This is a genomic window from Paenibacillus xylanilyticus (assembly GCF_013359935.1).
Taxonomy (GTDB): domain Bacteria; phylum Bacillota; class Bacilli; order Paenibacillales; family Paenibacillaceae; genus Paenibacillus; species Paenibacillus xylanilyticus.
Window position 1 is genome coordinate 742,643 of sequence record NZ_JABMCB010000202.1, and the last position, 13,884, is coordinate 756,526.

The 13,884-nt window shown below is 43.8% G+C and carries 14 protein-coding genes and 1 pseudogene; 1 reads left to right on the forward strand and 14 read right to left on the reverse strand.

Going from position 1 to position 13,884, the window contains the following annotated elements:
* Positions 1 to 34: 34 nt before the first annotated feature.
* From HP552_RS29825 to HP552_RS29885, 13 genes and pseudogenes are all read right to left on the reverse strand, one after another.
* Positions 35 to 535: an EVE domain-containing protein gene (locus HP552_RS29825; protein ID WP_175398970.1), complete on the reverse strand. Its 501-nt coding sequence runs from the start codon at positions 533 to 535 to the stop codon at positions 35 to 37.
* A 194-nt stretch (positions 536 to 729) separates the two neighbouring features.
* Complete coding sequence (locus HP552_RS29830) at positions 730 to 1,677, reverse strand: helix-turn-helix transcriptional regulator (protein WP_175398971.1); 948 nt, start codon at positions 1,675 to 1,677, stop codon at positions 730 to 732.
* Positions 1,678 to 1,874: 197 nt separating this feature from the next.
* Complete coding sequence (locus HP552_RS29835) at positions 1,875 to 2,234, reverse strand: YxeA family protein (RefSeq protein ID WP_175398972.1); 360 nt, start codon at positions 2,232 to 2,234, stop codon at positions 1,875 to 1,877.
* 20 nt (positions 2,235 to 2,254) lie between these two features.
* Positions 2,255 to 4,198: an ABC transporter permease gene (locus HP552_RS29840; protein ID WP_175398973.1), complete on the reverse strand. Its 1,944-nt coding sequence runs from the start codon at positions 4,196 to 4,198 to the stop codon at positions 2,255 to 2,257.
* Positions 4,185 to 4,970 carry an ABC transporter ATP-binding protein gene (locus HP552_RS29845; RefSeq protein WP_175398974.1) on the reverse strand — a complete coding sequence of 262 codons (786 nt, stop codon included), beginning with the start codon at positions 4,968 to 4,970 and terminating at the stop codon, positions 4,185 to 4,187. The genes HP552_RS29840 and HP552_RS29845 overlap by 14 nt, the downstream gene beginning before the upstream one ends.
* A 141-nt stretch (positions 4,971 to 5,111) precedes the next feature.
* Positions 5,112 to 6,158: a sensor histidine kinase gene (locus HP552_RS29850; protein WP_175398975.1), complete on the reverse strand. Its 1,047-nt coding sequence runs from the start codon at positions 6,156 to 6,158 to the stop codon at positions 5,112 to 5,114.
* Positions 6,159 to 6,171: 13 nt separating this feature from the next.
* Positions 6,172 to 6,855, reverse strand: a complete 684-nt coding sequence (locus HP552_RS29855) for a response regulator transcription factor (protein ID WP_175398976.1) — start codon at positions 6,853 to 6,855, stop codon at positions 6,172 to 6,174.
* 259 nt (positions 6,856 to 7,114) lie between these two features.
* Entirely contained in the window at positions 7,115 to 7,318 is a 204-nt protein-coding gene (locus HP552_RS29860; RefSeq protein WP_175398977.1) for a hypothetical protein, read from the reverse strand.
* Positions 7,319 to 7,377: 59 nt separating this feature from the next.
* Positions 7,378 to 7,618, reverse strand: a pseudogene (locus HP552_RS29865) (serine hydrolase); the annotation flags it as partial.
* A gap of 424 nt (positions 7,619 to 8,042) precedes the next feature.
* Positions 8,043 to 9,284 carry an MDR family MFS transporter gene (locus HP552_RS29870; RefSeq protein ID WP_175398978.1) on the reverse strand — a complete coding sequence of 414 codons (1,242 nt, stop codon included), beginning with the start codon at positions 9,282 to 9,284 and terminating at the stop codon, positions 8,043 to 8,045.
* Positions 9,285 to 9,641: 357 nt separating this feature from the next.
* Positions 9,642 to 10,538 carry an aldo/keto reductase gene (locus HP552_RS29875; protein ID WP_175398979.1) on the reverse strand — a complete coding sequence of 299 codons (897 nt, stop codon included), beginning with the start codon at positions 10,536 to 10,538 and terminating at the stop codon, positions 9,642 to 9,644.
* A gap of 120 nt (positions 10,539 to 10,658) precedes the next feature.
* The gene (locus HP552_RS29880) at positions 10,659 to 11,432 is read right to left on the reverse strand and encodes an SDR family NAD(P)-dependent oxidoreductase (protein WP_175398980.1); all 774 of its coding nucleotides are present in this window, start codon (positions 11,430 to 11,432) and stop codon (positions 10,659 to 10,661) included.
* A gap of 65 nt (positions 11,433 to 11,497) precedes the next feature.
* Positions 11,498 to 11,986, reverse strand: a complete 489-nt coding sequence (locus HP552_RS29885) for a GNAT family N-acetyltransferase (protein ID WP_175398981.1) — start codon at positions 11,984 to 11,986, stop codon at positions 11,498 to 11,500.
* A 174-nt stretch (positions 11,987 to 12,160) separates the two neighbouring features.
* Between HP552_RS29885 and xerS the strand changes: the two genes are divergently transcribed.
* Positions 12,161 to 13,255 carry a tyrosine recombinase XerS gene (xerS, locus tag HP552_RS29890; protein WP_175398982.1) on the forward strand — a complete coding sequence of 365 codons (1,095 nt, stop codon included), beginning with the start codon at positions 12,161 to 12,163 and terminating at the stop codon, positions 13,253 to 13,255.
* A gap of 91 nt (positions 13,256 to 13,346) precedes the next feature.
* Here xerS and mobB read toward each other — a convergent pair whose 3' ends face one another.
* Entirely contained in the window at positions 13,347 to 13,883 is a 537-nt protein-coding gene (mobB, locus tag HP552_RS29895; RefSeq protein ID WP_175398983.1) for a molybdopterin-guanine dinucleotide biosynthesis protein B, read from the reverse strand.
* Position 13,884: the final 1 nt, after the last annotated feature.

Consider the following 13,884-nt stretch of genomic DNA (forward strand, 5'->3'; position numbering starts at 1 on the left):
ACTTTTCTGTATCAAGACAAAATTCTCGAGAGTTTTATCGCAGCGGCATTGTCTGATTGCAGGACTCTTTTGGGAGAAGTTTATCTTCCAGACACTCCTCAACTAGCATTGAGGCAGCGATCGTCTTAAAGTCCTCAGCTCCAATTTCAAAATGACCTCGACGAAATATAAATCCCCAATTCCGATTCTCGCGGGTAAAGGTGAGTTGGTTTAACAAAGATGCAATCTTGACTTCTCGACATGGAAAATAACGGATATCACGACGGAAGGGTACAAATGATTCAGACGACTGATGTTTGTAAATTCTGTCATCCATAACCTGACCAATCGCGGTAAACGCTTGAAGTGGCTGCCCTTTTGACATGTCTGAACGTGGAGAATAATATATCAGCCAATCATTTGGTGCCATTTGACGTAAGGGGGCTGACTTGCCGTGACACATCTGAGCGAACCCACCCTCTATTGCTGCATTCACATGAGAAGCCGATACAACACCAATCCAATATCTGTTTTTCTGACTTTTTATCATCGACATTACACTATCCCTACTCTCTATCAAAATTCAATTTCTAAATTATTTTTCAATCGATCCAGCTATAAAAATGGTGACTCTTGCTACTGAGGCTTCAAATGACTTCAATACTTCCATGGTGTTTCTCATCCTTCAAGCAACTCCTCTTCATCTTGGGTATACCCACAGCATAAAAAAGCACTACTGACAAGGGTATGTCAGTAGTGCTTTAGAATGTTTGTCGCAACTTCTTGAATTCGGAAGCGCAGAGACTTCGGCTCAATTACTTCAATATCTCCACCCCAGCCAAGGAAATGATGCAATAGTTCCTCCGGATACCGGACACGAAAGTGGAAATTCACACCTTCCTTGTGGTCCTCTATGGATTCAATATAAAAATGAACCGCCTCTATGATCTTGTCGGCTATTTCAGGGTTTGCCCTGATTAATACTCGCTTGTTTCGGTCGTCAGGAGGTCGATAGCTGCTCAGGTCAAACCCATCCGGCAAAAGAAAGTGATCCTCCAAAACGGAAAGCCCGGTCATCCGGGACAAGCGGAAATGACGTATATCCTGACGCATGTCGCAGCGTCCGATTAGAACCCAATTTTCATGAAGCAGCGTCAATCCATATGGAGAAACCTCACGCTTATTTTTCCGAGTGCCATCCGTTCCCGGCATTTTTTTGAGGTACATAAAACTGATCTTACGCCGTTCCAGTATGGCGTTACGTATTTGGTTAAGATACGGTTTAATCATTTCATCAGTTAACGGTTCCACTGTATGAAGCAGTCGCATCGTTTCCCGAACACGTGTAGACTCGTTACGAACGGATTCCGGCAAAATGGCCTCAATTTTGCGTTGAGCGGACTTAGCCTTCAAACCGTAATCTGTATCCAACCTCTGCTCAATAAAATCAGCCCCCATTAGCAGGGATACTGCCTCTTCTGCTGTGAAGCTGACCGGGGGAAGAAAATATCCCTCCATTAGGGAATAACCCTGGCCAGGTGCTCCTATAATTGGCACCCCAGCTTCGCTTAGTGCTTGAATATCCCGATATATCGTACGTACACTTGTCTCAAACCGGGTAGCTAAATCTTCTGCTCTAAGCGTTTTGCTTCGCTGTAATTCAAGCGTGATTGCAAGCTGCCGTTCCGTTTTGTTCAATTTCTGTTCCCCCACGATTGCTCAATTTAAGCCTTATTAATTCTATCATAGGTACTTACCCGATAGCTTAATTAGATCAGAGATGAATGTTTTTCTACTAGCGATTAGATGAATTGTTTTTAAACAAACATACTAAAATAGCGACTCCAAAATAGCTGTCACAGTTACTTTGGAGTCGCAGTTTAAGTATGACCAAATTAGTTGGAATTTAACGCATTAAACGCATTATCCGGAATGTCTTCTCTTTGAATTAATATCCATTTTTTGGTGTAAGATCCCTTGGCAAGCACACTCACATACGTACCCTGCTCCAGTTCTTTACTTGAAGAGAATGTAATCTCTTCTTTTTGTCCCTGTTCGGTATAACCGCTCAGATTATATCTGTAGCGGATCCATTCATTTTTACCTTCCTGTTCGGCTGGTTTATTGATTACTGCGTATACATATTGTTCCTTATATAACGGGTTGAACTGATCAAACTCCCGTTTGAATGTTATATATAAGCCCGAGCAGATAATGACGATAATGAATATAAAAATAACTGTTTTCTTCATCATGCACCTCCTGAAAAATAGTGTTACAACATAGCGTGTTTAACAATTTTCCGATAGTAACCTAGAGTGAAAAGTGCGAACAGAAAATAGATGGCTGCATAGGCTCCTATCGAAATAATCGTTGGAATAGTAATATCCGAAATAATAATAAACGAAGCCGCTTTAACTGCGAAGATCGAATGCAGCACCCCCATAAATAAAGGGAGAAGAAACACTACCATCTGCTTTCGCACAATGCCCTTCATAATCATCTTCTCATCAAATCCGAGCTGACGCAGCGTCTTGAAGCTCTGTTTTTCCTGCTCCGCCTCAGTCATTTGTTTAAAATACAGGATACTGCCGGTAGAGGCCAGAAAGGCAAGTCCCAGAAAGGCAGCGATAAAAATCAATAATCCGGAAATCTCAATCATCTGTCTGTATCGTGCATAGAAGTCGGTCGTAAAATGTTCGTCAGGATTATATTTCTGGTAAAGGGAGGAAGCTAAAGCAAGATCTCCTTTGTCTAATATACGATACGTATCGATCTGTACTTTCTCATAACCAGCAGTACTGGACATGCTATCCTCAATTTCTCTTAACGTATGTTCAGACACTAAAATCTGATTGCCGGATATATCGGAATTCACGAGATTTGCCACGACCAGTTCTTTTAACGGATAACTAACCGTCTGCCCCTCTGTTATCAGTTCAATATTCGTTGGGTAACGCTTTGAGAAATCACTGTCATCAAAAGCAGTATAAGCAGTTACGCTGTATTCTACCGCTTCGCCGTCTGAAGGCACGGGCAACTTTTTATCTGTCCTTTGAAGCTGTTCGGCTGGAAGCCACAACAGGTTTGTCTCGATATAGCTGGATTCATCAAGTGGATTAAGAATAACACCTTTAGTCCGGAGGGCCTCAATGGGTAGGTAGCTGAAGTTAATTCCTTCCCACTCAAGCTCGGTTATGAACGACTGTGCATCCATCTTCCTGTTTTCAAATGAGAAATCATAAGGCATCTCCATACGGACCGTATTCTCCGTGGAGTAGTAAATAGAATAAGCCATTGTAACTAGAGTAATGGTTAAAGCTGACAACACTGTAATTAAGGTGAGCGAGTTGGCATTACCCTTCATCCGGTGCATCAGTGGAGCAAGTGACAGGCTATTATACAAGCCAAGATGGCCATTTTTCCGTTTGCGAAGCCAGGAGAAGCACCATTTGATCGTCACACGAAACAAGATATATGTTCCTGCAATAGTTGAAACAAGTACCAGGAATGAATTTAAAACTAATTGCTCATCTACCATCCGACCCGATAATTCATAGCCATATCCAAGAAGCACAATACCAAGCATGGCATAAATAGCCGTAAGAATAGATGCTCGGATTGACGGAGGCTGGTTGGATAAGTCAGGTTGCTGATCTGCTTGAAACAAATTTAAAAGTGTACTGCGACATATCATGTATATGATTTGAACAGAAGTAATAACAACGACGAGAACAAAGACAATTACCGTATCGAAGGCTGCTGGTAATGAAAAGTCAATCGCAGGCATCCCATCCAAACGGAGCAATTTCATTAGAATAAGGACAAACAAACGGGCTACCAATGCTCCACAGATAATTCCTGCAATGAGTGCACCAAAACCGAGTAGTATATTCTCTATGACTAAATAACGGGCAACCCAGCCTTTGGATAGACCGATGAGTTGGTACAATCCGATTTCACGGCTGCGCCGGCGTAGAAAAATTTGGTTAGATGATACAGTAAAGATTACAATAATCACAAAAAGTAGGATTGCTGCAGACTGAAAAGCTACCAGAAATTTATCACTTGAATCCATCATCGCCTGAACTTGCTGATCATGCTGTAAAGAAGAAAAGACAAAGAACAGACTCAAACTGAAAATAAGTGCGAAGAAATATAAATAGTAATGCTTCACATTTTGCCGCATGCTGCGTAGTGCTAAATCAAATACTGTCAATATGGTCGCCCCCTAAAACAGCCTGCACATCAATGATTTCTTTGAAGAACGACTGTCTGGTTTTCTCTCCCCGATACAGTTCGGAATAAATCTTCCCGTCCTTTAAGAACACCACGCGGTTACAGTAGCTGGATGCGACTGGATCATGCGTGACCATGATAATCGTGACCTTCCGTTTCCGGTTCACCTCCTCCATTACTGACAATAACGATGAAGCGGATTTGGAATCCAGTGCTCCCGTAGGCTCGTCTGCAAAGATGATGGAAGGCTGATGGATGAGGGCCCGTCCAGCCGCAGTGCGTTGTTTTTGACCACCTGATATTTCGAAGGGGTATTTTTGTGATAATTCATCAATGCCAAGCACTTCTGCAATGGCTATATATTCGCTCTCTGCCTGCTCTTTACTTATTTTGCTAAGGGATAATGGCAGGAGGATGTTTTCCTTTACCGTCAAGGTATCAAGCAGGTTGTAGTCCTGAAAGATGAATCCAAGTTTTTTTCGCCGAAAAGCAGAAAGAGCGGTATTGTTCATGGTAGAGATATCTTCGTCTTCGATTAAAATCGTGCCATCGGTAGTCCGATCAATAGTTGCAAGAACGTTAAGCAATGTTGTCTTTCCAGAACCGGAGGGCCCCATTATTCCAACAAATTCTTTGCGAAGAACACGTAACTCTATTCCCTTTAAAACCTGTTGGGCACCGCCCTTTGTACCATATGATTTGTGAACGTTGCGGGCATGTAAAACTGTTTCTTGTTCACTCCATTCATTCATGTTGTACCTCCCAAAATTTGATTGTAGGTTAAGTCTACTTTGTATCCCCCATCTTGTCGCACGTTTTGGGTGACGAGTTGAATAGGAAGGTGACAGGATTGTCATGTTCACAAAAAAACAGCCAAGATTAATCTTGACTGTTTATAACGGGATATTTTCCTCTTGTCCTCTTCGGATTGTCTCAAACGTATTGGGATCCGTAAAAGTCATTCGCATCGTCGTACCTTGCGACTGGACAGGTTGTACCTGAAGCGTTATTCCCATTTTACCCGCTACAGTTTGGGCAAGATAGAGTCCCAATCCGGTAGCTGCGTTATGAATCCGTCCATTATCGCCTGTAAATCCTTTATCAAAGATACGTGGCAGGTCATGTGGCTGTATCCCCGGACCTTCATCAATCAAGTCTAAGATAACATTATTTTTTTTCGTCACGTCTGTTTGGAATGTAAGAGATTTATCCGGGGGACTGTATTTAATGGCATTGGTCAATAACTGACGGATGATAAAGCGGCACCATTTGCGGTCAGTGACAACCATGGCATCCGCACCTTCGATACCAATTTCCAGGTTTTTCTCCAAGCACCAAGGAGCCAGTTCACGAATCTCTTCTGCAACAAGACGATGTATGTAAACTCGTTCAAGCCTATAATCCGATTCCAAAGCGGGTAGACGTGTCATATGTAACTGACGATCTACTAGTAAATGAATCCGCAGCCATTCAGAATCAATTCTTCGCATGTCTGGATCACTCGGTCTCGTGTCCAAAATTAGTTTCATCGCGGTAAGAGGAGTCTTAACTTCATGGATCCAAGAGGCCACAAAATCATTTTCAATCAATTGAGCTTCCTTAAACTGGGATAGTTTACGTTTGAACTGATAAGCAGTCTCTCTCAGCAACTCGTTTGTAGCCCTATCTAGTTCATTGTCAGGTTCAGGCAGGTTTTCAAACCAGTCTGAGGTCATGACTTCCTGCAGCTTGGCAATCGCCGTAATATATTTTGTTTCTTTCTTATAACGCCATAGAAAAAACAGAAGAAACCCAATAAGATACAAAGCATTTAAATAGAGAAGAGAGGTCAATTCAACTCTCAATTCTTGTTCAAGTAAGATTAGTAAATCGGTCAAACCTAGTAAGCCTACAAACAACAAGATCCAGCTTTTTCTTGAAACCAAGTAACGCATGAACATATACCTATTCCTCCTATAAACTGATGGCCATATAACCCATTCCTTTCTTTGTAACGATTGCGTCTGATAGTCCAAGCGGCTCCAACTTTTGCCTCAGACGGGTTATATTTGCAGTTAGGGTGTTATCATTCACGAACTGTTCATCTTCCCATAATTTACGTATCAAATCATGACGCGAGATAACCGCATTGTTGGCTTTCACGAGCGTGATTAACAGAAAAAATTCATTTTTTGTCAAATCAGCCTCCTCGTCTGATCTTCGAATTGTACCTCGTTTCAGATCAATCAAGGCACCATTCCATTCCAGAATATCGGTCTGGCTTTCTCCGTAAGCATAAGTTCTACGAAGTACAGCTTGAATTTTGGCATACAGTACATTTGTATGAAAAGGTTTCTGGATGAAATCGTCCGCACCCATATTGAGCGCCATGACCATATCTAAAGGATGATCGCGAGAGGATAAGAAAATGATAGGTACTTCGGATACGGAGCGAATCTCCCTGCACCAGTGAAAACCATCAAATTTAGGAAGTGTGATGTCCATCATAACGAGATGAGGTTGTTGATCAAGAAACGAACGCATGACCTCGTTAAAATTATCCGGCCTCGTAACCCGAAACGCCCATGCTTCCAGTCCTGTTTTCAATGCTTCGTATAACGCATCATCATCTTCGACTACAAATATTGTGAACTCCATAGAGTCAACCTCCTTGTTCATTTTCCTGCATGTTATGTCTGTGAAGTAACTCTTGGCCCCAAGCTGTTCCATAACTCAACAAAAATAATAACATATGTATTCGACTGTACTACTCACTTCATACTTAATCGTTACCCAAATGAATGTATAGTTGTGCACAAATTTCTTCTTATTTCTTGTTACAACATGCCAAAGGTCATCCATTTTTAGACGGAACAACTAAACAAAGTTTTACCACAGGTTATTAAAAAGGCGACCTTCATATGATGAATAACCGGGTAGCACTGTCATATACCATCGATCTGTATTTCTCATTCACCAAGTAATAAATCTGTCCTTCCCTCTTCTGCCAAGCAGCCGTTACATCTTCGGATAATTTATTGGTTTCAAGCTTCTCAGCTTTGTATTCCGAGGAGGCGATCTGTCCAAGCCCGGGCACGGACTGATACGAGCGGGACCACAAGTAGGTATTCCCGTTGTCTTCCTATACGAATTTTAATTTTTCCGTACCTACAGCGGCAGTAACGACCATTTGCTGGTTGAACCGATGCCGTACATCGTATTGGCAGTGATTGGTTCCCTGTTGTTGATATCATTTTTCCCAGTCTGTCCGGAAACCACGATTTCTCCCTCATCAATGAGTGCATATTGCAAACTTGTCGTGCCATACGACTCCGTCAATATATTCGCTTTCTCGATAACTGTTTTTTTTGGTTGTATCATACGTAAGGTTGCTACCGTTACTCGTAACCGGGGCGGCCATTGCAGACATTGGGGCAAGCATGGCAAACACCATTGTTATGACTGTAATTGAAGTTGTTTAATGAATGAAGATGTACTGCCCGTGACACCCATATGAACTGAACATGAACAACTTAAAAAGCCGCAATCGCGGTCTTCTCCAAGGTAAGATTGATTAAGAAAATGATTATTGTTACAAAAGGAACGTACGACACAGCAGTCAAACAAAAGGTCCTTGACTTTTATGTGTTGATTTTGAAGTTCGTTATTACATTGAGAAAACGCAAATGTAACTTGGTGGTAGGTAGATACAAAGTCCGAGAAATGTTTTTCTATTGTGAATTTTTCATATGTTGAAAGATTATAGTATGAATCCATAAAAAAACCTTCAAATTCACGTTCAGGTAAATTGAAGGTTTTTGATTTTATTTCCATATGAATCGAAATTAAGCTTCCATCGATCGTTGCAGACCTTTTTGACCTTTTGCCTGCATCCGTTTATGAGCAATCCATAGGAAGGGGACTCCGCATACGGCACTAAGCGCAATCGGTGTAAATACATGTAAAGGTTGGTTAGCACCAAAGCTGTCCAGCAGGAAACCGCCTAGAATCGGAGCACTGACGTTCCCCAGATTGTTGAACCCGATCATGCCAAAATACGTCCCTTTCAATTCCGGCTTCGCGATCCGGTCCACCAGAACGTCCATCAACGTGAACATGAGTACTTCACCTACAGTAAAAATGACAACTGCCGCCACCAGCATCCACGGGCTCTGCGCCAAGCCAAACATCATTAAACTCACGGATACCATAATATTGCCTATAATGAGCGGCACCACAGGTGGGAAGCGACTCGCGATCCGAACCACCGGAAATTGGACGGCCAGGACAACGACTGCGTTTAAGGATAGCATGTATCCAAACCATTTCGCACCGTCTGTCATATTCGGGTTAATCGCCATAAATTGCGGCAAAGTCGAGCTGAAATGTCCATATCCGAGCACACAAAAGATCGTGCCAATCAATACAAACATAAAGACCGGATCACCACTCGTTGTGCGAAAAGCCTGTTTTAACCGGATCGGCTCTACTGTCCGCGAACCCTGTTCACCCGATTGCAGTGGATGAAGAATAAATTGAATAATTAACAGGATGCCATAAGCTATGTATACTCCGCCTGCGACCAGAAACGATACGTTGGAATCCGACAACCCCAGGTACAATCCAAGGAGCGGCCCAAACACAACGCCCAGATTAATCGCTGCATACCTCAGATTGAATACGAGCAGCTTGCTTGACGGCGGTGTGATGTCCGATAACAATGCTCTGGATGTCGGTTCAAACAGCGCCCGGCAAATGCCGTTGAGTGCGTTCATGACAAAAAAGAGCCAGATCTTGTCGGACAAAGCAAATCCAATAAATACGAGAGCCCAGCCAAAAACCGATATGAACAACACTTTTTTACGTCCAATCCGATCCGAGATATACCCTCCATAAAAGCTGGCAAAGACTCCTACCAGCGCACTTACCGCCACTATAATTCCTGTCTGCGTTGGCGACGCCCCCATCTGCTGCGTCAGATAGATCGACAGAAACGGAATACTCATTGAGGTAGCCATCCTTCCAAAAATCGTCCCCACAATGATGGTCCACGCCAGTGGATGAATTTGTTTTAACTGTGATGCCATGCTGTTCCCCCTTGTTGACCCTTCCTGAATTTTCATGTTCATTTAAACATATGAGTTCTATTATACGACTAGGGGACTTGTTAGAGGTAAATTTAATTTAGGAAAAAGACTTGACTTCTTTCATTTTGTTTTAAATTTCCCCGTTTTTCCTCGCACAGGCATACACTGTATCTATATCCATGGTGAGTGCGTAAAGAGTGTTTATTATTGTGAATTTTTCATATATTGAAATTATATAATAGTTATCTTTTCATTGTTTTAGTTGTTCCCTTTTAATCCAGATTCAACTAAAAAAAGCCGCACTCGGCGGCTTTCAAAATCGATGGTTCTCTCTTGAACCATTCGATACGTCTTAGGTTACGTCCGGCCTGTCCAATCCGATCCGGCGATCTCCTTCCATCTTGTTCTGATTTCGTCATACAGTTCCTGCGGGAGCGCGCCCTTGGCCACCAGATCAGCATTTTGCTGCCAACGGTTCGGCTTGGTTGTACCCACGATGGCCGTATCGACGCCCTCCGTACTTAGCGTGAAACGCAAGGCCGTTTCAACCGCCGCTTGTGCATTGTCACCCGACAGGAAACCATAGCCCAGTTCCTGCAACCGTCTCCAATACACGAATGGATAGGCATCTTCGGAGAGCGTGTCATATGTCCAGGCTGCATTGGCAATCGGCCGTTTGGCGATTACACCCATGTTTCTTTTTCTGGCCTCTGGCAATGTCAGATCAATCGCTTCTTGATCCGCAATATTTAGTGAAGTTTCCAAACTGTCAAACACCCCGGTTCCAATGGCGTACAATGCGTCTGTTGTATCACCGCTGTAACCGATATACCGGGTCTTTCCCGCTTCCTTGGCACGTTGGAGGACTTCAATTACCGCTCCTTGCCTAAGTACTTCTTCAGAACAGCTATGCAAATGAATGACATCCACATACTCCGTTTTGAGCCTTCTTAGACTGCGATCGATCGTTTGCTCCAGCACTTTGGGATCCCAATCCGGCCCATCCACTCCGGCAGCATGTCCACACTTGGTAAACAAATAAAAGTCGTCACGTCGGTGCGAAAGTACGTCTCCAATCAGTTCCTCGCTGTCTCCATAACATTCGGCAGTATCAATGACGTTCAATCCGGCATCCAAAGCGGTATTCAGGAGTGTTTCCACGTCACCTTTGGATACATTGCTTCCAATTTCGGATCCGCCAAACCCGAGAGTGCTTACTTTCATGCCTGTGTTTCCATATTCGCGCAGTTCCATAATTGATTCCTCCGACTTCGTAAATATAGGTACAACTTATATGAAAGAATGACAACTCTGTTTGTTATTACCCGCCAGCAATGCATCGGACCCACTTTTTACCGTTAATTTCTCTATTATTTAGAATCCATAAATGGACATGCCCCCGTCAACAAGCAGAGTTTGGCCCGTCATATATCCTGCAGCGTCTGACGCCAAGAAGACCACAGGTCCAACTACCTCTTGCAGCTCACCCACTCGCTGAAGGGGTGTTCGACTTACAATTTCCTGCAAATATTGCGGATCATCCAGCAGCTTTTCGGTCAGCGGTGTACGGAAATACCATGGACCTACCGCATTTACACGAATGCCATATTTCCCCCATTCCATGGCAAGGACCTTCGTCATATGAATAAGAGCTGCCTTGGTCGCTCCATAGACAACGCCTGTACGCAAAGCTGTGTGCCCGCCTACTGAAGAAATGTTGATGATTTTACCGCTGCCCTGCTCCTTCATGTGTTGACCGGCCAGCTGTGAAGCCATGAAGGCTGATTTCAAATTGGTTTGCATAATGGTTTCCCATTGCTCGTCCGTCACTTCAAGCGCTGGCGTCCGAATGTTCATACCGGCATTATTAACAAGGATATCCAGTCTTCCCAGTTCGGCGATCGTCTCACGAAAGACTTCTTCCAGCTGCTCTCTGGATGTCACATCAGCACTAAAAGCTATGGCTCTATGGCCAGTCTGCTCATAAATTAAAGCAGCTGTCTCCTCGACTTCCGTCATCGTACGAGATATGAGAACAACATCACATCCCGACTCCGCCAGTCCGATGGCTATCGCCTTTCCGATCCCTCTTCCCGCACCGGTGACCAGTGCAGTCTGTCCTTCCAGATGAAATGTTGGTCCGTTCATGCCACACACTCCTCTATCCATTCAAATATGTATTCAAGCTGCAGATCAGCTCGCGAGCCTGATGTTCACGTTACAAAAAACTGGCTTGGATTACCCAACTCCGGGTGAAATTTTTCGCGAAATCGGCCTCCCGTATAAGCCCCTATTACTTTTCTCCAGAACGCCTGCGCAATCACATTATTGCGTACCTGCGTCACTTTCCAGCGTCCCGGAAAACGATTAAACAGCTCGTGTGCTGCCTGAGTCCCTATTCCGCTCCGCCGATATTTTTGCATGACAAAAAACTCAGTCAAATAATAATCATTATCCTTGCTGCCAGGCTCGAAACGTTCTACCAGCGCAAAACCTGCCGGTGCCCCTTCACTCGTAATCAGAAAAGCAAATTTGCGGCCCTCCTCCTCCCAAAAAGCCTCCAGACCCGGATACTCCGGGAAAATACCGTTGCTGTCCACATCAATATTTAAATATTTGGTGAAATCATACAGATAAAATTGCATCAAATGCCGGATCACCTGACTCCGTTCCCGGGGAACCAGCTCTAATCTCATATTCATCCGGTTCACCTCCTCTGCTCTGCTTATAACAATTACTTTAAAGGTTTGTACGCGGAAGGGCAAGGAAGCAGCCCTCGCCTGCTCCTGTTCCGTGAACAGGCTGTGACCAAGCAAATTATGGTACACTAGGATATAGACTAATTTGTAGAATGAACTGATTAGGAGGTGCCGAACTTGACCAATGTGCAAAAAGAGATAGATCGACGCAAGCTGGATGATAAACTGCCTTCCATGCCTTGGTTCGTTCAGCAATTCATTGACTATAAGCTTCCCGATTTATCACCATCCACCCTGCTTGAATACTTAAGGGATTATGACACCTTCTTCAGTTGGCTGCGCGCGGAAGGATTGTCCCAGGCTGAGTCCAATAAAGACGTAACATTAACTGAACTTGAGGTATTACGTATGGATTCGGTCACTTCATTCCGTTTGTTTCTGGCGACCAAGCGTGAAGGAGCCAACTCCAGAATTACGGTATCCCGCAAACTGTCCTCCCTTCGCTCACTCTTTCATTATTTAAGCCAAATTGCCGAAGATGAAGACTTCTATCCGCTGCTGAAACGTAATATTATGGCCAAAATTGAGATTAAACGCACGCATAAGCCAAAAGACACGGCAGCGAAGCTGAAAGGGAAGCTTTTGGAAGATGAGGAACTGCTTGAATTTATCGGATACATCCTCGAAGGTTACGCTGTCGACATGCAGAAGAACAAGCAAGCGCTCTACTCGCATGAACTCAACAAAGAACGGGATGCGTGCATTGCCAGCCTTATTCTGAATTCAGGGCTGCGGGTATCCGAAGTGGTTAACCTGAATATTGACGATCTGGATTTGAACAATAAACTGTTATATGTTTACCGCAAAGGTAACAATGATGAAACGTTCAAAACCCCTGTTTATTTCAGAGAACAGGCCAAGGATGAGCTTGCAAACTACATGCACCTGCGGCAATCACGATACCGTACACCCAAACGGGAAAAGGGGCTATTCATTGCGCTGCGTAACGGTGAGCCTGAAGGCAGTCGAATGACCAAACGGGCGATTCAGGCGATGATCATGAAATATGCCAAATGTTTTGGCAAGCCGTATCTGACCGTGCATAAGCTGCGGCATTCCTTTGCGACAGATTACTATCTGCAAAATGATATCTATAAAACGAAGGAACAGCTCGGACACGCCTCCACGGAAACGACCGAAATCTATGCGCATCTCACCGACAAAACGATGTCTGAAGCAATTGAACGTCGCTCTGAAGATACGGGATCTTAAGCAGGTTATCACCAAAAAAATCAAACAGCGGATTCTCTCCTGGTTACACACACCATAAGAGAATCCGCTATTTGTTCAGCATGATTTCAGTCTAATTCACCCTTTTTAACAGCCACTCAGCGATAAGCCCTGTCTCATGCACTGAATGCCACACCACTTCTTTTAACGGATCATGGCCGTTCCCCACTAAATGTAGTGAATCCTTTGGCAGCCAGGAAACGACAGCCATCACTCCATGCAGCTTCTCAAGCATGGCCAAATGTTGATCTTCGCGGATCATCACCAGCTTGGGATAGTTCGCCCACTTGTATCCTTCAATCAGAATCCAATCATAATGGTTCAGATGGTTTAACATATTCTCCAAAGTGGTTGCCTGTTGTTCAATAATGGCCGTTCGCTTATCCGACATGACAACTACAGCAGAAGCACCCGCCTGATTAAAACGGTATGAATCGGTTCCTTCATGATCCATCTGGAAATGATCATGTCCATCATGCTTGATGACAGCGACCCTCAGTCCTTTTAACGATAAATATCGGGTGAGTTCTGCCGTTAATGTGCTTTTGCCCGTATTTTTGTAGCCTACAATCTGCACAATGTATGGTGGAACAGGACTTGTTTTGCCCATA

Bases quoted from the DNA above. Each gene is read 5' to 3' on its own strand.
- HP552_RS29825 (WP_175398970.1), bottom strand. From the start codon at position 535: ATGTCGATGATAAAAAGTCAGAAAAACAGATATTGGATTGGTGTTGTA.
- HP552_RS29835 (WP_175398972.1), bottom strand. From the start codon at position 2,234: ATGATGAAGAAAACAGTTATTTTTATATTCATTATCGTCATTATCTGC.
- HP552_RS29845 (WP_175398974.1), bottom strand. From the start codon at position 4,970: ATGAATGAATGGAGTGAACAAGAAACAGTTTTACATGCCCGCAACGTT.
- HP552_RS29850 (WP_175398975.1), bottom strand. From the start codon at position 6,158: ATGTTCATGCGTTACTTGGTTTCAAGAAAAAGCTGGATCTTGTTGTTT.
- HP552_RS29855 (WP_175398976.1), bottom strand. From the start codon at position 6,855: ATGGAGTTCACAATATTTGTAGTCGAAGATGATGATGCGTTATACGAA.
- HP552_RS29870 (WP_175398978.1), bottom strand. From the start codon at position 9,284: ATGGCATCACAGTTAAAACAAATTCATCCACTGGCGTGGACCATCATT.
- HP552_RS29875 (WP_175398979.1), bottom strand. From the start codon at position 10,538: ATGGAACTGCGCGAATATGGAAACACAGGCATGAAAGTAAGCACTCTC.
- HP552_RS29880 (WP_175398980.1), bottom strand. From the start codon at position 11,432: ATGAACGGACCAACATTTCATCTGGAAGGACAGACTGCACTGGTCACC.
- HP552_RS29885 (WP_175398981.1), bottom strand. From the start codon at position 11,986: ATGAATATGAGATTAGAGCTGGTTCCCCGGGAACGGAGTCAGGTGATC.
- mobB (WP_175398983.1), bottom strand. From the start codon at position 13,883: ATGGGCAAAACAAGTCCTGTTCCACCATACATTGTGCAGATTGTAGGC.